The 17,976-nt window shown below is 68.6% G+C and carries 17 protein-coding genes; 5 read left to right on the top strand and 12 right to left on the bottom strand.

Going from position 1 to position 17,976, the window contains the following annotated elements:
- Positions 1-163: 163 nt before the first annotated feature.
- A complete protein-coding gene (locus PMI01_RS10195) occupies positions 164-466 on the top strand; it encodes a DUF3892 domain-containing protein (protein WP_007667700.1) in 303 nt (100 codons plus the stop codon).
- 38 nt (positions 467-504) lie between these two features.
- Here the strand turns inward: PMI01_RS10195 and PMI01_RS10190 are convergent, their stop codons facing one another.
- The 3 genes from PMI01_RS10190 to ligA all read right to left on the bottom strand — a co-directional run bounded on the left by PMI01_RS10190 (position 505) and on the right by ligA (position 4,004).
- Entirely contained in the window at positions 505-921 is a 417-nt protein-coding gene (locus PMI01_RS10190; RefSeq protein ID WP_007667697.1) for a DUF2147 domain-containing protein, read from the bottom strand.
- Between the two features lie 118 nt (positions 922-1,039).
- Positions 1,040-1,648 (bottom strand): 3'-5' exonuclease, encoded by a 609-nt coding sequence (locus tag PMI01_RS10185; protein WP_007667695.1) that lies wholly within the window; start codon positions 1,646-1,648, stop codon positions 1,040-1,042.
- A 10-nt stretch (positions 1,649-1,658) separates the two neighbouring features.
- Entirely contained in the window at positions 1,659-4,004 is a 2,346-nt protein-coding gene (ligA, locus tag PMI01_RS10180; RefSeq protein WP_007667693.1) for an NAD-dependent DNA ligase LigA, read from the bottom strand.
- A gap of 403 nt (positions 4,005-4,407) precedes the next feature.
- On the opposite strand from ligA, the gene PMI01_RS10175 reads away from it, so the two are divergent.
- Positions 4,408-5,526, top strand: a complete 1,119-nt coding sequence (locus PMI01_RS10175) for an acyltransferase family protein (RefSeq protein ID WP_007667690.1) — start codon at positions 4,408-4,410, stop codon at positions 5,524-5,526.
- 124 nt (positions 5,527-5,650) lie between these two features.
- On the opposite strand, the gene recN is transcribed toward PMI01_RS10175, so the two are convergent.
- From recN to lpxC, 3 genes are all read right to left on the bottom strand, one after another.
- Complete coding sequence (gene recN, locus PMI01_RS10170) at positions 5,651-7,363, bottom strand: DNA repair protein RecN (protein WP_007667687.1); 1,713 nt, start codon at positions 7,361-7,363, stop codon at positions 5,651-5,653.
- 116 nt (positions 7,364-7,479) lie between these two features.
- A complete protein-coding gene (locus PMI01_RS10165; protein WP_162136387.1) occupies positions 7,480-8,445 on the bottom strand; it encodes an outer membrane protein assembly factor BamD in 966 nt (321 codons plus the stop codon).
- 153 nt (positions 8,446-8,598) lie between these two features.
- A complete protein-coding gene (lpxC, locus tag PMI01_RS10160; protein ID WP_035035651.1) occupies positions 8,599-9,495 on the bottom strand; it encodes a UDP-3-O-acyl-N-acetylglucosamine deacetylase in 897 nt (298 codons plus the stop codon).
- Between the two features lie 302 nt (positions 9,496-9,797).
- On the opposite strand from lpxC, the gene PMI01_RS10155 reads away from it, so the two are divergent.
- Entirely contained in the window at positions 9,798-11,894 is a 2,097-nt protein-coding gene (locus PMI01_RS10155; protein ID WP_007667671.1) for a S9 family peptidase, read from the top strand.
- Between the two features lie 45 nt (positions 11,895-11,939).
- Here the strand turns inward: PMI01_RS10155 and PMI01_RS10150 are convergent, their stop codons facing one another.
- From PMI01_RS10150 to yajC, 6 genes are all read right to left on the bottom strand, one after another.
- Positions 11,940-12,671, bottom strand: coding sequence for a squalene/phytoene synthase family protein (locus PMI01_RS10150; protein ID WP_007667668.1), 732 nt, complete (start codon positions 12,669-12,671; stop codon positions 11,940-11,942).
- A gap of 82 nt (positions 12,672-12,753) precedes the next feature.
- Positions 12,754-13,368: a urate hydroxylase PuuD gene (locus PMI01_RS10145; RefSeq protein ID WP_007667664.1), complete on the bottom strand. Its 615-nt coding sequence runs from the start codon at positions 13,366-13,368 to the stop codon at positions 12,754-12,756.
- 81 nt (positions 13,369-13,449) lie between these two features.
- Positions 13,450-13,803: an Mth938-like domain-containing protein gene (locus tag PMI01_RS10140; RefSeq protein ID WP_051989946.1), complete on the bottom strand. Its 354-nt coding sequence runs from the start codon at positions 13,801-13,803 to the stop codon at positions 13,450-13,452.
- 2 nt (positions 13,804-13,805) lie between these two features.
- Positions 13,806-14,753, bottom strand: a complete 948-nt coding sequence (gene secF / locus PMI01_RS10135; RefSeq protein ID WP_007667656.1) for a protein translocase subunit SecF — start codon at positions 14,751-14,753, stop codon at positions 13,806-13,808.
- A 9-nt stretch (positions 14,754-14,762) separates the two neighbouring features.
- A complete protein-coding gene (secD, locus tag PMI01_RS10130; RefSeq protein ID WP_007667652.1) occupies positions 14,763-16,361 on the bottom strand; it encodes a protein translocase subunit SecD in 1,599 nt (532 codons plus the stop codon).
- A 56-nt stretch (positions 16,362-16,417) separates the two neighbouring features.
- Positions 16,418-16,726, bottom strand: a complete 309-nt coding sequence (gene yajC, locus PMI01_RS10125) for a preprotein translocase subunit YajC (RefSeq protein WP_007667651.1) — start codon at positions 16,724-16,726, stop codon at positions 16,418-16,420.
- Between the two features lie 120 nt (positions 16,727-16,846).
- On the opposite strand from yajC, the gene PMI01_RS10120 reads away from it, so the two are divergent.
- Both PMI01_RS10120 and PMI01_RS10115 read left to right on the top strand, forming a co-directional pair.
- A complete protein-coding gene (locus PMI01_RS10120) occupies positions 16,847-17,698 on the top strand; it encodes an ATP-binding protein (RefSeq protein ID WP_007667650.1) in 852 nt (283 codons plus the stop codon).
- Between the two features lie 19 nt (positions 17,699-17,717).
- Entirely contained in the window at positions 17,718-17,951 is a 234-nt protein-coding gene (locus PMI01_RS10115; protein WP_007667649.1) for a hypothetical protein, read from the top strand.
- The last annotated feature ends 25 nt before the right edge of the window (positions 17,952-17,976 follow it).

The following is a 17,976-nucleotide window of genomic DNA, read 5'->3' as shown; positions in this document are numbered from 1 at the left end:
TCATACATCCCCACAGATCGACCAGAACCTGCTATGCTCCATCGACAAGCTGACCTCAGCGCCATTCCACCGGCAGAGCAACTCTTTCCCCGCCCCTAACCTGGCGAGCCGTCGCCAGGCTGAGGGCGTTGTTGCGCTTACTGCACGGACTTCAGAAAAGACCATGATCAAACGCGCCGAAATCACCTGCGTCGCCCAGAACGGACGCCACAGCAGCTACGAGCGGATCACCCATGTCGGTGGCGGCAAGGCCAAGCCCTGGAAGCTGACGATCAAGGAAGCGATCAAGTTGGTCGATAGCGGCAAGTGGCAGTTCTACGTGATGCACGACGACGCGCCGGTGAAGGTCGAAGCCCTGAACAGCCGTACGGGGTGTCGCTACCTGAAGACGGCCAATGACCGGAACGAGCCGCTGGACCTGCTGACTCTGCCGGACTGCCCGGCGGACGAGACGGTTTCGGGATAGACGCCCTCTCCCCATGGGAGAGGGTGTCCGTGAGAGCCCTACTTGATCCGCGTCCAGTTCTCGGTCTTGCAGAACGGAGCGACGATGCAGCCCTTGAGCTTCAGCGTGTTGGGCGAGGTCAGGGTGATCGTGCCCGAATAGGTGCCGCCGTCGTTGGCGTTATAGACCTTGCCGCCGCTCCACTTGGTCGGGCCGCCGGTGAAGTCATAGAGCATCTGCATGTTCTTCAGCGGACGGGCACGCAGGCTGGGGTCCTTGTTCTTGGCGTCCTTGGTCGTCGGATCGGTCTTAATGTGGTTCGAGGTCACCAGCTTGCCGCACAGGCTGTTGCCGCAGCGGCTGATCTCGACCTGGCCGCCATTGGTCTGCGTCTGCCACAACCCGGTAACGTCCTGGGCGAAGGCCGGGGCGGAGATGGCCACGGCGAAGGCGGCGGCGAGGATGGGCAGTTTCATCTGGCGTCTCTCCCAAGAGCTTTGTGCTGTTCTAACGCGCGTTCGGCTGAACCGGCCATGAATTGATCGCCGGGTTCGAACACGCCTCGCCCAATTCCGCGGGCCCAATTCCGCGGACCTAGTTCCGCGCGCCTCTGCGGGCGGCGGGGCTGGAGCAGGTCGTGTAGCTGGTCGCGTTCAGGCGGCCCGCCACCATGCCCAGCTTCGCGGGAAGGTCGCGGACGTGCGCGGCCCGGGTCTCCCGCACCGCGGCCAGGGCGACGCTGGCGCAGGCGAAGGCGTCCTGCGCCGCGTCGTGGTGCTTGAACTGGACGCCCAGGAAGTCGCAGACCGCGTTCAGCTTGCCCGACGGCAGGTCCGGCCAGGTGTTGCGGGCGACCTGGACGGTGCAGAGATAGTCGAACTCCGGAAACGGCAGCCCGTAGAGCTCGCAGGTCCGCCGCATCACGCTGATGTCGAACGCCGCGTTGTGGGCGATCACCGTGGCCCGTTCGATCCGGGCCTTGAGCCGCGACAGGACGGCGGGAAACTCGTCGGCGTCCTCGACGTCGCCGGGCCGAATGCCGTGGACCGCGATGTTCCAGCCCGAAAACCGCATGTCGGCCGGGCGGATATAGTGATGCTCGACCTGGGTGATCGCGCCGTCCTCGATCCACGCCAGGCCGATGGCGCAGGGGCTCGAACGCTGCTCGTTGGCCGTCTCGAAATCGATCGCCACGACGGGCATGATGCGCCCCCTAACCGCCGACCATGGCCAGCCACTCGTCCTCGGTCATCACCTGGATCCCCAGGTCCGTCGCGGTCTTCAGCTTCGACCCCGCCCCGGGTCCCGCCACCACCAGGTCGGTCTTCTTCGACACCGACGAGGCGACCTTGGCGCCCAGGGCCTCGGCCTGGGCCTTGGCCTCGTCGCGGGTCATCTTCTCCAGCGAACCGGTGAAGACGATGGTCTTGCCGGCCACGGCGGTGTCGGTCTTGGGCTTGGCCACCGCCTGGATGTCGAGCTGGGCCACCAGATTGGCCACCTTCTCGCGATTGTGGTCCTCGGCGAAGAACCGGGCGATCGACTGGGCCGCCACGGGTCCGACGCCGTCCACGGCCGCCAGTTGCAGATAGTCGTCGCCCGGCGCGCCCTGGGCCGCCTCGACCAAGGCCCGGGCGAAGGCGTCCCAGTCGCCGTAGCGCTCGGCCAGGGCCGTCTTGGCCGGCTTGGAGAGCTTGGGCACGGCGTGGCCGATCTTGACCTCCAGGCTGTCGGCCTCGGGCCACGGATCGGCGCGCAGCCCCCCTCGCCCGGCCTCGACCAGTTCGTCACGGGCCTTGGGGCCGACCCCGGCGGCCCCGGCCAGTTCCAGATAGACCGCGCCGGGCAGTTGGCCGGCCGCCTTCTCGGCCAAGGCCTGCAAGTCCTCGAAGCGGTCGAAGTTGCGGGCCAGCACGGTCGAGGTCGTCTCGCCGATGTCGCGCATGCCCAGGCCGTAGATCACCCGGTCCAGGCCGATGGTCCGCCGCGCCTCGATGCCCTTGACCAGGTTGGCGACCGAGGTTTCGCCATAGCCGTCGCGCTCCCGCAGTTGCGCCAGCTTCTCCTCGTCCCGGGCCAGCTTGAAGATGTCGGCCGGCTCCTTGATCCAGCCGGCCTCGAAGAACGCCGCCAGCTGTTTCTCGCCCAGGCCCTCGATGTCGAAGGCCCGGCGGGAGACGAAGTGGCGCAGGTGCTCGATGCGCTGGAACGGACAGGCGAACTCGCCGCTGCATCGACGCACTACCGTCTCGGCCCCGGCCGCCGTGGTCTCGCGGACCAGCGGCGTCTTCAGCGGACAGGGACAGTGGGTCGGGAACTCGAACGGGGCCGCGTCCGCCGGGCGCTCGTCCAGCACCGGCCCGACGATCTGCGGGATGACGTCGCCGGCCCGTTGCAGGATCACCGTATCGCCGACCCGGACGTCCTTGCGGGCGATCTCATCGGCGTTGTGCAGGGTGGCGTTGGTCACCGACACCCCGCCGACCGTCACCGGCTTCAGCCGCGCCACCGGGGTGATCGCCCCGGTCCGGCCCACCTGCAGGTCGATGGCCTCCAGCAGGGTGCGGGCCTGCTGGGCCGGGAACTTGCGGGCGATGGCCCAGCGCGGCGAGCGCGACACGAAGCCCAGGCGGCGCTGCTGCTCCAGGTCGTCGACCTTGTAGACCACCCCGTCGATGTCGAAGGCCAGCTTGGGCCGCAGCACCTCGAATTCGGCATAGGCGTCGAGCAGACCCTGCGCGTCCTGGACCCGGCGGGCCGGCGGGGCGGTGGTGACGAAACCCCATTCCTCGAGCTTGCCCAGCGCCTCCCACTGGCCGGCCGCGAACGGCGCGCTGACCAGGCCCCAGGCATAGGCGAAGAACCGCAACGGCCGCTGGGCGCTGATCTTCGGATCGATCTGGCGCAGCGAGCCGGCCGCGAAGTTGCGGGGGTTGGCGTAGGTGCGCTGACCGGCCTCGAGGGCGGCGGCGTTGAAGGCGGCGAAGGCCTCCAGCTCGACATAGACCTCGCCGCGGATCTCGATGACGTCAGGCCAACCGGAACCCTTCAGGCGATGGGGGATGTCGGCGACGGTGCGCAGGTTGGCGGTGACGTCCTCGCCCACCTTGCCGTCGCCCCGCGTCGCCCCCTGGACCAGCACGCCCTTCTCGTAGCGCAGGGACGCCGACAGCCCGTCGATCTTCGGCTCGGCGGTGTAGAACACCGGCTCGTTCGTCAGTCGCAGGAACCGGCGGATCCGAGCGTCGAACTCGGTCGCCTCGTCGTTGGAGAAGGCGTTGTCGAGGCTGAGCATCGGCACGCCGTGCTCGACGGCCGAAAACTGCTCGGCCCGCGCCGCCCCGACCCGCAAGGAGGGGGAGTTGTCACGGATCAGGTGCGGGAAGCGTTCCTCGATATCGAGGTTGCGGCGCTTGAGGGCGTCGTACTCGCCGTCGGAAATGACCGGGGCGTCTTCCTGGTGATAGCGCAGGTCGTGGCCCGCCAGCTCGTCGGCCAGCCGCGTCAGCTCCTCGACGGCCTGGTCTTCAGTGAGGTCGGCGACGGCGATCTGGGACACGGGCGAATCCGGGAGGAGCTGAGAACGGCGGCAGACTAGCCGGTCCTTCGCCAGTGAGGGAGGTGTCGGCTTGGCCGACGGCGGGGAGTTCGCGGAATTCGTCGATTACTCCCCCCCACGGACCTTCGACGGGGGACATGCTCTCACGGCGAGGCGGCAACCGGGCTCGCGGGGCATGGGCCGTGAGCGCGTGTCCCCAGACGATCCGCTGAGCCCGACGTTGGAAGCGTCGTGCGGGATGAAGATTTGACGTCGCGGATGAGTTGGGGACACGCCCTCACCCCGCGCACCGGGGTCGATTGGCCGGACTTTGCCGTGAGAGCATGTCCCCCGCTGGATAAGGAAGGACCCTTAACCGCGATGGCCTAGACCTTGCTCGTGACGCCCCGAAGGAGCCCGCCGCATGTCCGAGACCGCAACGATGTCCCAGAACGGATCCCGCGACCTGGCCCGTGGCGGCGCCCTGGACCTCCTGCGGTTCGTCGCGGCCCTGTTCATCGTGCTCTACCACGTGGCTGAACGGGCCCCGGTGTCGCTGTTCGCCATCCATCCGGCCTTCGGACGCGGCTATCTGGCCACCGACTTTTTCCTGATGCTGTCGGGCTATGTGCTGGCCAAGACCTATGGCCAGCGGGTGTTGGGCCACGGGGTTGGAACCGGCGAGTTCCTCAAGCGCCGCCTCCTGCGTATCTGGCCGGCCCACCTGGTCATGCTGGCCCTGTTCGTGGCCTTCGTCCTGGCGACCGGCGCCATCGGCCTGGCCCCGCAGAACCCGCAATGGTTCCAGTGGAGCCAGCTCCTGCCGCAGGTCTTCCTGGTCCAGGCCTGGTTCGTGCCCGGCCCCTCGGGCTGGAACATGCCGACCTGGACGCTATCGGCCCTGATCGTCTGCTATGCCGGCTTCCCGACCGCCTGGCGGCTGACCGCCAAGGTCGCCTCGCCCTGGACAACCCTGGCGGTCGGCGTGGCGATCTTCCTGGCCGTCGACTACGCCGCCAAGGCCGTCACCGGCATCCCCGCCCACCAGCTGCCGCTGCGGTTTGGCCTGGTGCGCGGCATTCCGCTGTTCATCCTCGGCATGCTGATCGCGCGCCTGCCGACCACCATCGCGCCCCGCCTGGCCGACGGCCTGGCGATCTTCGCCGGGGTTGGGGTCGTGGCCCTGCAGGTCGCCGGCCGCTTCGACCATGCCAGCCTGGCCCTGCTGGGCCTGCTGATCTACGCCGCCGGGGCCTCGGGCTCCAAGGGCTGGGGCTGGGCCAGCCTGGCGGGACGGCTGTCGTTCTCGCTGTTCCTGACCAACCAGTTGGCCGCCGTGGTCTGGTTCGGCGTCACCCGCGCCGTCGGCGGCAAGCTCGATTTCGACGGCCCGCTGCTGTGGCTGACCTGGGCCATGGCCCTGCCCGCCTGTGTCCTGACCGCCTGGCTGTTCGAGCGCTTCGTCGACGCGCCGCTGCAGGTGTGGATCAAAGGCTGGTCGCGGAAGGACGCCGCACCAAAGGCGGACCCGGTGCTCGCCTAAAAACAGCTGTCATCCCGGACAAGCGCGCAGCGCGTCGGTCCGGGACCGGGGCGTGAACTCAGCGCTTCCGGCGGTCCCGGATCGGCGGCCCTTCGGGCCTTGTCCGGGATGACACCGTGAGGAATCAGCCGATCAGCGCCCGCGCCGCCGCCCGCGCCGCTTCGGTCACCTCGGCCCCCGACAGCATCCGCGCGATCTCTTCCTGGCGCTGGGCGGCCGACAGCGGCTCCACCCGGGTGCGGGTCGAGGTCTCGTCGCCGGACTTGGCGATCCGCCAGTGGGCGTCGGCCCGGGCGGCGACCTGGGCCGAGTGGGTGACCACCAGGACCTGGGCCCCGTTGCCCTGCGAACCGTCAGCCAGGCGCTTGAGGCGCAGGCCCACGGCGTCGGCCACGGCCCCGCCGACCCCCTGGTCGACTTCATCGAAGATCATCAGCGGCTGGGCGCCCTCGCCTCTTCCCGCCAGGGCGGCCTTCAGGGCCAGGGCGAAGCGGGCCAGTTCGCCGCCCGAGGCGATGGCCTCCATCGGGCCGAACGGCGCGCCGGGGTTGGTCGAGATCTCGAAGGCGACGCGGTCGACGCCCGCCGGACCCGCCCGGTCCTCGTCCAGGGCCTCGACGGCGACGCGGAACCGGGCCTTCTCCAGCTTCAGCGGGGCCAGTTCGGCCATAACCGCGGTCGCCAGGCGGTCGCCGGCCGCGCGGCGCTCGGCCGACAAGGCCTGGGCGGCGAACAGGTAGCCGTCGCGGGCGTCGGCGGCCTCCTGCTCGGCGGCCTTCAGGGCCTCGCCGGAGGTTTCGATGGCCTGGAGCTGGGCGGCGAAATCGGCGCGAACCGAGGGCAGCAGCTCGGGGGCGACGTTCAGCTTGCGGGCCATGCCGCGCAGGGCGAACAGCCGCTCCTCGGTCTTCTCCAGCTGGTCGGGCTCGAACTCGAAGCTCTCGGCGGCGGCGTCGATGGCGGCGGTGGCCTCCTGGGCCTCGACCAGGGCGCGGTCGATGGCCTCGCAGGCGGCGGCCAGCCGGGTCATGGCCGGACCGTCGGCCGGGGCGCCGGCGTGGGCGGCCCGCTCCCGGGCCCGTTCCAGGGCGCGGAAGGCGCTGGCCAGCTTGCCCGACAGCGCGTCGCCGCCCAGGGCGTCGCGAGCCGCCTCGATGTCGGCCAGGGCCTTCTCGGCCGAGCCCAGCAGGGCCCGCTCCTCGGCCAGGGCCGTCTCCTCGCCCTCGCGGGGGTCCAGGCGGTCCAGTTCGGAGAGGCGGAGGGTCAGTTCCTCGGTCTCGGCGGCGGCGCGGTCGGCCAGCTCGCGCAGGGCGGCGGCCTTCTCGCGAGCCGCCCGCCAGCCGCTCCAGGCCGAGGCGACGGCGCCGACGGCCACCGAACCGAAGGCGTCGAGCAGGGTGCGATGGGTGCGCGGGTCGAGCAGGCCGACCGTCTCGTGCTGGCCATGGACCTCGAGCAGCAGGGCGCCCAGGTCCTTGAGCACGCCGACGCTGGTGGCCTGGTCGTTGACGAAGGCTCGCGAACGGCCGTCGGCCGACAGCTGGCGGCGCAGGACGAGGTCCTCGTCGCGGCCGTAGTCCAGGCCCTTGTCGTCGAGATAGGCGAAGGCCGGGTGGTCGGCCGCCAGGGCGAACATGGCCGTGGCGCTGGCGTGGCCGACGGCCCCCCGCCGCACCAGGCCGGCGTCGGCCCGGGCCCCGGTGGCCAGGCCCAGCGCGTCGAGGATGATCGACTTGCCGGCTCCGGTTTCACCGGTCAGGGCGGTCAGGCCCGGCCCGATGGCCAGGTCCAGGCTCTCGATGAGCACGACGTCGCGGATGGAAAGGCCGATCAGCATGGGACACAGGATCGCCGGGAATCAGCATTTTTCAAAGGGGGCTTGTTCCCTGGGTGTTCTCACCGCCCGCGAACGACGAAAAACGGGCCGATCCTCGAAGGACCGGCCCGTTGAAATCACATCCCCAGGATGCCCTTGATGCCGCCCTTCTTGGGCTTTTCCGCACCGGGCGGCGCCAGGGTGGCGTCCTTGTCCTGGGTCAGACGGTCCAGGAAGTTCTTCTTGTTGCCGGCCTTCAGCGGCTCGACGGCGGGCTTGAGGCCGGCGTTGTTGAGCAGCTTGTAGGCGTCGGCGTACCAGGGGTCGCCCGGGAAGTTGTAGCCCAGCACCGCGCCGTTGCGCTTGGCCTCGTCCAGCAGGCCCAGGGTCATGTAGCTCTCGACCAGGCGGTAGAGGGCTTCGGGGGTGTGCGAGGTGGTCTGGTGGCGGTCGACCACGGTGCGGAACCGGCCGATGGCGGCCAGGGTCTGGCCGCTCTTCAGGTAATAGCGGCCGATGGTCATTTCCTTGCCGGCCAGCTGGTCGTTGACCATGTCGATCTTCAGGCGGGCGTCCTGGGCGTATTCCGAGTTGGGATAGCGCTGGACGACGTCGCGCAGCGAGGCCAGGGCCTGTTCGGTGGCGGCCTGGTCACGGTTCACGTCGACGATCTGCTCGAAATAGCAGACGGCCTTCAGATAGTAGGCGTAGGAGGCCGACGGGTTGCCCGGATACAGGCCGATGAAGCGGTCGGCGTCGGAGATCGCCTCGTTGTACTGGTTGCCCTGGTAGTGGGCGTAGCCGGTCATCAGGATCGAGCGGCGCGACCATTCCGAATAGGGATGCTGGCGCTCGACCTCGCGGAAATAGTCGACGGCTTCGTTCCAGTTGCCGCGGTCCAGGCGATTGGCGCCGGTCGAATAGAGCAGCTCCACCGGGCGCTCTTCATAGGCCAGGGAGGGCTTCTTGGACTTGCCGGCGCAGGCGTTGACCGACAGCGCGACCAGCACGGCGGCGGTGACCGTAGCGGCCTGACGTCCCGAGAAATTACGAAGCACGGACTTTTCACCCTCGAAGCAAACGTGCGCCCCTGCGCCGTGCAAGGCTTCTACACCACGCCGATGCGGGCGCAAATGGAAGCCGAGCCGTGACAAGGATACGCCCCAAGACGCATCCCCGAGGAATCCGCCCAAACGCTACTGACACCGGCTTTTTGACCAAATCAGGTCGAAGCGCCGATACCCAAGTCCAGATTGTCAGACGGCTTCGGCCAATTGCACCGAATGGGTCCGCATCCGCCAGGCGCGCGGCTTGGCCATCAGGGCCCGGACAATGGCGTTGTTCAGGCCGTGACCGGCCAGCACGCCCTCGAAACGGCCGATGACCGGCGCGCCCAGGACATAGAGGTCGCCCACCGCGTCCAGCGCCTTGTGGCGCACGAACTCGTCGGGACGGCGCAGGCCTTCCGGGTTGAGCACCCGGTCGCCGTCGACGACCACGGCGTTCTCCATCGAGCCGCCACGGGCCAGGCCGATGGCGCGCAAGGCCTCGACGTCGCGGACGAAGCCGAAGGTGCGGCAGTTGGAAAGCTCGGCGCGGAACGATTCTTCGTCAACGGTCAGGTCGACGCGCTGGCGGCCGATGGCCTTGCTGGCGAAGGCGATCTCGAACGCAACCTCGAAACGGTCCGACGGCGACAGGCTGGCCCGCTTGTCGCCGTCCTCGACCACCACGGTCTCCAGGATCTCGATATAGCGGCGCGCGGCTTCCTGCTTGCGGCGACCGGCGCGGTCGAGGATCTGGACGAAGGGCTCGGACGAGCCGTCCATGATCGGCACTTCGGGACCGTCCAGCTCGACGACGCAGTTGTCGATGGCCAGGGCGGCCAGGGCGGCCATCAGGTGTTCGATGGTGGAAACGCGCACGTCGGCGGCGTTGTTGATCACGGTGCCCAGCTGGGTCTGGCAGACGGCGTCGGGCTTCACCGGCACGCGGTTGTCGCGATCGTGGACGTCGGTCCGCACGAAGACCACGCCGGTGTCGACCGGCGCGGGGCGCACGGCGACGCGGACGTGCGAACCCGTATGCAGGCCCACTCCCGCGAAGATCACTGGTCCGGCGACCGTGTGCTGAAAATATGCCGAAGCCGACAAAACAGAGACCCTTACCTTGACCAGCGGAGCGGCTCTTTGACCGCCTCTCGCCCCGCGTACCATTTAGGGACAATGCTGCGACGCGGCAAAGCAAGTCCTGTTTCCGATTGTTACCTCCCTACAGGCTTGTTTCTAATGACCTTTTTTGCCCAATCTTGGCCATTTTTACGCCGCATTGCAGAGCTTGGGCTCGGCGCATGAGGTCGCCGCGCAATCTTGTGCCCTCCCTCTGGCCTGGCCCGCACGTCGTCGCTAGGCTCACCGCTCTTTTCCGGCGCCAACATCTCCTGGATACCGTTTCGATGACCAAGACCTTGCGCATAGCCGCGTCCGCTCTCGCCCTTTCCCTGGCCGCCTTCGCGGTCGCGCCGGCGGCCTTGGCCGCCCAGGGCCAAGGGGGCCGCGGCTTCACCGCCAAGGACATGGTCCAGCTGGAGCGGATCAGCGACCCGCGGGTGTCGCCGGACGGCCGCTACGTGCTCTACAGCGTGCGGACGATGGACTACGCGGCCAACAAGGCCTCGATGTCGCTGTGGATCGCCGACCTCAAGGCCCGCATGGCGCCGCGCCGGCTGGCGATCTCGGACGGCGGCGCGTCCAGCGGGCGCTGGTCGACGGACGGCAAGGGCGTCTATTTCATCTCTGGACGGACGGGTGGGCTGGACCAGGTCTACCGCACCGACGTCGCCGGCGAGACGGCCGTTCAGGTGACCACGGCCCCCTTCGACGTCGGGGCGTTCAAGGTCGCCCCGGACAGCAAGACCATCGTCATCGCCCAGCCGGTCTATCCCGACTGCCCGACCCTGGAATGCACCAAGGACCGGCTGGCGGCCAAGGCCGGCGTCAAGACCACCGGCGTGGTGTTCGACAAGCTGTTCATCCGCCACTGGGACACCTGGGCTGACGGCACGCAGAACCATCTTTACGCGCTCAAGCTGGACGACAAGGGCGTGGCCAGCGGCCCGGCGGTCGCCTTGATGAACGGCTTCAACGGCGACGCGCCCACCAAGCCGTTCGGCGGCGACGAGGACTTCGCCATCAGCCCCGACGGCAAGTCGGTGGTGTTCTCGGCCAAGATCGCCGGCCGCGACGAGCCCTGGACCACCAATTACGACCTGTGGCGCGCGCCGCTGGACGGTTCGTCCGCGCCGGTCAACGAGACCGAGGGCAACAAGGCCTGGGACGCCCAGCCCAGCTTCTCGCCCGACGGCAAGACCAGCGCCTGGCTGGCCATGAAGCGGCCCGGCTTCGAGGCCGACCGCTTCGGCGTCATGATCCGCGAAGGCGACAAGACCCGCGAACTGGCCCCGACCTGGGACCACTCGGCCCAGTCGATCACCTGGAGCAGCGATGGCAAGACGATCTACACGACGGCCGAGGACGTCGGTCAGACCCGCCTGTTCGCCCTCGACGTGAAGTCCGGCAAGGTCACCGCCCTGACCGGGCCCGGCCATGTCGGCGGCTTCGGCCTCGGCGGCCCCAGCATCGTCTACGCCCAGGACGATCTGAAGGGCCCGGCCCAGCTCTACGCGCTCTCGACCGCCAAGAAGACCGAGACGCCGATCAAGCTGACCAACAACAACGCCGAAGCCCTGGCCGGCGTGGCCATGGGCGAGGCCGAGCAGTTCAGCTTCCCGGGCTGGAACGGCGAGACCGTGCACGGCTACGTGGTCAAGCCGGCCAATTTCGACGCCTCCAAGAAGTACCCCGTCGCCTTCCTGATCCATGGCGGCCCGCAGGGCAGCTTCGGCAACCTGTTCCACTATCGCTGGAACGCCCAGACCTACGCCGGGGCGGGCTATGCCGTGGTGATGATCGATTTCCACGGCTCGACCGGCTACGGCCAGGCCTTCACCGACGCCATCAGCCAGCACTGGGGCGACCGCCCGCTGGAAGACCTGCAGAAGGGCTGGGCGTTCGCGACGTCGAAGTACGGCTTCCTCGACAAGGACCGCGCCTGCGCCCTGGGCGGCTCCTACGGCGGCTTCATGGTCAACTGGATCGCCAGCCAGTGGAAAGAGCCGTGGAAGTGCCTGGTGAACCACGACGGCATCTTCGACAGCCGCTTCATGGGCTATTCCACCGAGGAGCTGTGGTTCAGCGAGTGGGAGAACGGCGGCCCGCCCTTCGCGCCCGACACCACCTATGCGAAGTTCAACCCCGCCAACCACGTCGCCGACTGGAGCGTGCCGACCCTGGTCGTGCAGGGCGGCCAGGACTTCCGCGTGCCGCTGGAACAGGGCATCGCCACCTTCACCGCCCTGCAGCGCAAGGGCGTGCCCAGCAAGCTGCTCTACTATCCCAACGAAAACCACTGGGTGCTCAAGGCCCAGAACTCCGTGCAGTGGCACGGCGAGGTCCTGAACTGGCTGGACCAGTGGACCAAGGGCGAGAAGTAGAGGCTGTGAACGGGGACAGGCGCATGCGCCTGTCCCCGACCGATGTCAGACCCGGCCCGTCGCCACCGCCCAGGTGAGTCGGGCCCGGGCTTCCAACTGGCCCAGCGCCCGCGTTCCGGTCTGGGCGTCCGCCAGGGCGGCCAGGGCGGCGGCCGGGAAGGCCGCCACCGAAAGCGCTTTCAGCTCGCCCCGCGCCTTGGCCAGGGCCTCGCGCACCCGGCGCCGGAGGTCGGCCTGGGTCCAGTCGGGCGGCAGCCGGTCCACGCCGGCCAGCTTCAGCCGCCACAGCCCCGCCAGGCCATAGGCCCGCGCCGCGCTCTTCACCGCGTGGAGGTCGGCCTCGGGGTCCAGCCGCCAGGCGGCCAACATCATCACCGCCCCGGCCGTGGCGTCGACATAGGCCAGGACCTGCGCTTCGGTCGCGAACGGCGCGCCGTCCAGGTCGGCCATCCGCGCCTCGGCCATTTCGGCCAGGGCGCTCGGCGGATAGCCGGCGGCGGCGACCGCCTCGACCGTGGGATGCTTGCGCGGCGGCCGCCTCGCGGCGACCTCCTCCATGGCCTCGCGCCACCAGGTCAGGCGGATCTCGCCCATCAGGGCGTTGCTGACCCCGCCGGCCACCCGGGCCAGTTCGTAGTTGAAGGCGTACAGCGCCACCACGTCGGCCCGCGCCTTGGGGTCGGCGACGAACCGGCTGGCCAGCCAGCGATCCGGGTCCACGCGGCGGACCAGGGCGTCGAGATCGGTGTCGGGGCTGGCGTCCAGGGGCGTCGTCATGGGCGCGGCTTATGCGCCACGTCGCCCAAAAGAAAAAGGCCCGCCGGATGGGCGGGCCTTCTCCAGGACGTTGGCGGACGGATCAGCCGAACAGCGTCTGGTACATCGTCATGGTCACCAGCATCGGGATGCTGAGCAGCGTGTTGATGCGCGAGAACAGCATGGCGATCCGGGCGGACTTGGCCTTGGTGTCCGCGTCGGCCTCGACAATGCCCAAGGCGCGCTTCTGGTTCGGCCAGATCACGCCCCAGACATTGATGAACATGATCGTCGCCAGCCACATGCCCAGGCCGATGAAGGTGAAGCCCATGTCGACGCCGCGCTCGTAGCCGCCCCACAGGCCCAGCGTCGCCGCTTCGGCGAAGTAGCCCCGCGAGATGGCCAGGATCACGCCCATCACCCAGGTGGCCAGGGCCGCCCAGCGGAACCAGAACAGCGCCTCGGGCGCGATATATTTGGAGACCGCCGGCTTCAGCTCGGCCGGGATCTGCGGCATCACCCGGATCTGCACGAAGTTGAAATAGTAGAGCAGCCCGATCCACAGGATGCCGAAGAACACGTGCAGCACGCGGAAGACGGCCTGGAAGTAGGCGGCGTCGAAGCCGTGCGGGCTGTGCCCGAACCCGAACAGGATCACCAGCGCCAGGATGACGCTGACGATGATGGTGTTACGAAAATTCGAAAGTAGTCCGGCCATGGTTCAGCCCCCTGAAATTCCAACCCTGACGATCAGGTATAGGCCTGTTCGCGGAGTCGGCAAGAGCGGGCTTGGAAGGCCTCAGACGGCGATCAGCGCCGCCGCCAGCCGGCGGCCCTCGCTGGCCAGCACGTTGTAGGTGCGGGCGGCGGCCTCGGTGCTCATGAACTCCAGGCCCAGGCCCGCGGCCCTGAGGGCGTCGCGCACCGGGCGCGGCGGCAGGGCGTTGACCAGGCCGACGCCCAGCAGCACGAACTCGACCGCTGGACCGGCCGCGAAGACTTCGGCGAAGTCGCCGGGCATCAGGTCGGCCAGGGCCTTGGCGGCCCAGTCCCGCGGCTGATCGTCGAGGATCAGCAGCGAGCCCGGGCGCCATTGGCCGGAGACGCGGAAACCGCCGCCGCCCCAGGCGTCGATCGATGGCGGCTGGCGCAGCATCAGGGACGGGTGCCGGCGCCGAGCTTGATCGGCTCGGCCTCTTCGTCGCCGCGCTTGACGCCCCACACCAGGATCAGCGGCAGGGCGATATAGACCGACGAATAGGTGCCGATGATGATGCCGAAGGTCATGGTGAAGACCAGCGGGAACAGCACCGGGCCGCCGAAGAACATCGTCCCGCCCAGGGCCAGCAGGGCCGTGGTGCCGGTGATGACCGTCCGCGACAGACGCTCGTTCTCCGACAGGTCGATGATGTCGCGCAGCGGCGTGGTCTTGTACTTGCGCAGGTTCTCCTTGAGCCGGTCGAAGGTGATGACCTTCTCGTTCATGGAGTAGCCGATCACCGTCAGCAGCGCGGCGATCGAGGTCATCGAGAACTCGATGCGCATCACCGACAGCAGGCCCAGCGTCAGGATGATGTCGTGGAACACCGCGACCACGGCGCCCACCCCGAACTGCCACTGGAAGCGGAACCAGATGTAGCCGAGCATCAGCAGCAGGGCGATGCCGAGCGCCTTGAAGCCCGAGCCGAGCAGTTCGCCCGACACCTTGGGGCCGACTTCCGAGCGGTCGGTGATCTTGGCGCCCGGGAAGGTCTCCGCGACCTTGGCGGTCATCCGGTCGGCGGCGGCGCTGGGCGCCTCGCCGGGTTCGGGCAGGAAGCGCACGATGGCGGCGTTGCCGGAACCGAAGCTCTGGACCTGCGGGTCGTGCGCCCCGCCCTGTTCCAGGGTCGAGCGCAGCTTGGCCAAGGGCAGCTGCTCGGCGGTGGCGACGCGGAAGGAGACGCCTCCCTTGAAGTCGATGCCGAGGTTCAGGCCCTGGGTGAAGAACGACACGCAGGAGCCAAGGATCAGCAGGGCGGAGATCCCGGCGGCGACCGGAGCCCACTTCACGAAACGGAAGTGGGTCTGGCGGGGGATCAGGCGGATGAGAGGCCAAACCATGATGTGAACCTAAGCGATCGGCAGCTTCTTCGGCTTGGTGACCTTGAACCACCAACCGATGAGCACTTGAGTAATGATGATGGCGGTGAACACCGAGGTGAACACGCCGATCGAGAGGGTCCAGGCGAAGCCCTTGATGGGCCCCGACCCGAAGCCGAACATGATGCCGGCCGAGATCAGGCTGGTGATGTTGGCGTCCATGATCGAGACCATGGCCCGGCGGAAGCCGGTGTCGGCCGCCGACATCGGCGATCGTCCCCCCGCCGCCTCGTCCCGCATCCGTTCGTAGATCAGCACGTTGGCGTCGACCGCGACCGCCAGGGTCAGGATCAGGCCGGCGATGCCGGGGAAGGTCAGGGTGGCCTGGGTGAACGACATGATGCCGATGATCATCAGCACGTTGACCACCAGGGCGATGGCCGCGAACACCCCGAACAGGCCGTAGGCCAGGACGATGAACACGAACATGGCAGCCGCGCCGATGGCCAGCGAGATGGCGCCAGCCCGCACGGCGTCGGCGCCGAGCTCGGCCCCCACGGTGCGCTGTTCCTCGAGGTTCAGCTTGGCGGGCAGAGCGCCCGAGCGCAGCAGCAGGGCCAGCTCGTTGGCGCTTTCCGGCGTGAAGTTGCCGGTGATCTGACCCGAACCGCCGGGGATCGCGCCCTGGATGACCGGAGCCGAGATGTACCGGTTGTCGAGCACGATGGCGAAGCGCTTGCCGATGTTGCGCGCCGTGGCGTCGCCGAACTTGCGGGCGCCGGGGCCACCGAAGCGGAAAGAGACCACCGCCTCGTTGTTCTGGCCGAACGCCTGGCCGGCGTCGACCAGGTCCTCGCCGGTCACCAGGGCCCGCTTGGCCATGGCCAGCGGCGGAGCGCCCGGCTCCGTGCCGGACAGAACCATCACGCCCGGCGGGATGCGGCCGGCGGCGATGTCCTCCGGCGTGACCGTATCGTCGACCATCTGGAAAGTCAGCTTGGCCGTCTGGCCGATCACCGCGCGCAGACGGTTGGGATCGCTTTCGCCGGCCGCCTGGATGACGATCCGGTTGTAGCCCTGGCGGGTGATGATCGGTTCCTTGGTGCCCAGGGAGTCGATCCGGCGACGGATCGTCTCGATGGACTGGTCCACGGCCTTGGCGGCGTCGGCCCGCGCGGCCTCGGCCACGAAGCTGAGCTCCAGGCGTCCGTCGCCCTTGTTGCTGACCGTCACGTCGCGGCCGCTGATCGTGCCCTGCAACGGCCCGCCGACCGAGCGGCGCAGCAGGCTGAGGGCCTGGTCCACCTTGCTCGGATCGGTGACGCGCACCCTCACGATGCCGCCGGCCTCGCCCAGTTCGCTGAACGCGATCTGGTCGTTGCGCAGCGCGGTCCGCACGTCCTCGACCATGTTGGTCAGGCGTTCGGCCCGCAGGGCGTCGGTGTCGACCTCGTAGAGCAGGTACGACCCGCCCTGCAGGTCGAGGCCGAGGTTCAGCTTCTGGTGGGGAACCCAGCCAGGAAGCGCGTCGAGCGTCCTCTGCGGCAGGAGATTCGGCAGGGTGAAGACGATGCCGAAAATCACCGACAGTATGACGGCGGTGACTTTCCAGCGGGAGAGGGTCAGCATGGATTACAGGCTCTAGACGACGCCCTAGGGCGCCTCGTTGTCGGCGCGGAGGGTGATCAGCTCTTGGGGTCGTTGGCCGGGGCGGGTTCGCCCTTGGCGCGGATCTCGGCGATCATGCTCTTGACGACCTTGATGGTCACGCCCTGGGCGATCTCGACGCCGACTTCGCTGTCCTCGACCCGGACGACCTTGCCCAGGATGCCGCTCGACAGCACGACGTTGTCGCCGCGCTTGACGGCGGCGATGGCCGCGGCGTGGGCCTTGGCGCGCTGCTGCTGCGGACGGATCAGCATGAAATAGAACAGCACGACCATCAGCACGATGGGCGCGATCTGGATCAGTTGGGCTTGCAGGCCAGCGGGCATGTCGTCTCCAAGAAATTCTGGGTGGCGTCCCTCCCACATGGGGGGCCGGCCAAGTCGGCGGAAGCTATGCGTTCACCTCCCCTTTTGCAATGACGGCGCGGTGGGGCTAGGAGGCAACACATGGACGACGCCACCACAGCCTATCTCGCCCGCATCGCCGACGCCTTGGAGCGCCTCGCCCCGGCCGCCTCCGCGCCGCCGTCGTTCGACGCCGCCCGCCTTTTCCGGCATGAACCCGCCCAGGGGAAGACGGCCGGTAACTTCGTACCGGCCCCCGACTATCCGATGGCGCTGGACCTGCTGATCGGCGTCGAGCGGCAGAAGGACCGCTTCGTCGAGAACCTGCGCCGCTTCGCCGTCGGACTGCCCAGCAACCACGTGCTGCTGTGGGGCGTGCGCGGCACCGGCAAGAGCTCGCTGACCAAGTCGGCCTTCATGGTGCTGGCCGCCGAGTACCCGGACCTCAAGCTGGTCGAGGTCGATCGCGACGAGGTCACGGCGTTGCCGCCGCTCTTTGACGCGTTGCGCACCCGTGCGGAGCGCTTCGTGGTGCTGTGCGACGACCTGTCGTTCGAGGACGGGGCCGAGGCCGCCAAGGCCCTGAAGTCGGCCCTGGAGGGCGGCGTGGCCGGCCCGCCGGAGAACGTGCTGTTCGTCGCCACCTCGAACCGCCGCCACCTGATGCCGCGCGACCACACCGAAAACCAGGGTGCGATCGCCAGCGCCGAGAACGCCGAGGAGGAGATGAGCGTCTCCGACCGCTTCGGCCTGTGGATCGGCTTCCCGCCCATGGACCAGGCCACCTATCTGGCGGCGATCCAGGGCTATGCCGCCCGGTTCGGCCTGAGGGTCGAGAACCTCGACCGCCGGGCGCTGCAATGGTCGCAGCTGCGTGGGGCGCGGTCGGGCCGGGTGGCGTACCAGTTCATCCGTGACCTGGCCGGCGAGCTGGGTGTAAACCTGCCCGTGTAGAACCGTCTGGAGCCCCGCCATGGGCAAGCCCTGGTTTCGCGTCAAACGTTACGGCCTCGGGGCCGGCTTGCCGTGCAGCTGGGAAGGCTGGGTGGTGACAGCGGGGTTCGTCGCGGTCCTGTTCGGCACGGGCCTGGCCGAGCTTCCCTACGGCCCGCGCCTGGCGATCATCCTGATCGCCGCGATCGCCTTCCTCGTCGTCGCGCGACTCAAGAGCGACGCCCCGTGGAAATGGCGCTGGGGCGGGAAGTGATCTGATCCTTCTCCCCTTGCGGGAG

Source organism: Caulobacter sp. AP07, from assembly GCF_000281955.1.
In the GTDB taxonomy this organism is placed as follows: domain Bacteria; phylum Pseudomonadota; class Alphaproteobacteria; order Caulobacterales; family Caulobacteraceae; genus Caulobacter.
The sequence above is the reverse complement of the archived record's forward strand: the minus strand, read 5'-3'. Positions and strand labels throughout refer to the sequence as shown.

Coding starts and splice junctions, on each gene's coding strand:
- secF (WP_007667656.1), bottom strand. CDS start 14,753: ATGGTTTGGCCTCTCATCCGCCTGATCCCCCGCCAGACCCACTTCCGT.
- PMI01_RS10195 (WP_007667700.1), top strand. CDS start 164: ATGATCAAACGCGCCGAAATCACCTGCGTCGCCCAGAACGGACGCCAC.
- PMI01_RS10185 (WP_007667695.1), bottom strand. CDS start 1,648: ATGCCCGTCGTGGCGATCGATTTCGAGACGGCCAACGAGCAGCGTTCG.
- PMI01_RS10190 (WP_007667697.1), bottom strand. CDS start 921: ATGAAACTGCCCATCCTCGCCGCCGCCTTCGCCGTGGCCATCTCCGCC.
- PMI01_RS10115 (WP_007667649.1), top strand. CDS start 17,718: ATGGGCAAGCCCTGGTTTCGCGTCAAACGTTACGGCCTCGGGGCCGGC.
- PMI01_RS10150 (WP_007667668.1), bottom strand. CDS start 12,671: ATGACGACGCCCCTGGACGCCAGCCCCGACACCGATCTCGACGCCCTG.
- recN (WP_007667687.1), bottom strand. CDS start 7,363: ATGCTGATCGGCCTTTCCATCCGCGACGTCGTGCTCATCGAGAGCCTG.
- PMI01_RS10155 (WP_007667671.1), top strand. CDS start 9,798: ATGACCAAGACCTTGCGCATAGCCGCGTCCGCTCTCGCCCTTTCCCTG.
- yajC (WP_007667651.1), bottom strand. CDS start 16,726: ATGCCCGCTGGCCTGCAAGCCCAACTGATCCAGATCGCGCCCATCGTG.
- PMI01_RS10120 (WP_007667650.1), top strand. CDS start 16,847: ATGGACGACGCCACCACAGCCTATCTCGCCCGCATCGCCGACGCCTTG.
- PMI01_RS10145 (WP_007667664.1), bottom strand. CDS start 13,368: ATGGCCGGACTACTTTCGAATTTTCGTAACACCATCATCGTCAGCGTC.
- secD (WP_007667652.1), bottom strand. CDS start 16,361: ATGCTGACCCTCTCCCGCTGGAAAGTCACCGCCGTCATACTGTCGGTG.
- PMI01_RS10175 (WP_007667690.1), top strand. CDS start 4,408: ATGTCCGAGACCGCAACGATGTCCCAGAACGGATCCCGCGACCTGGCC.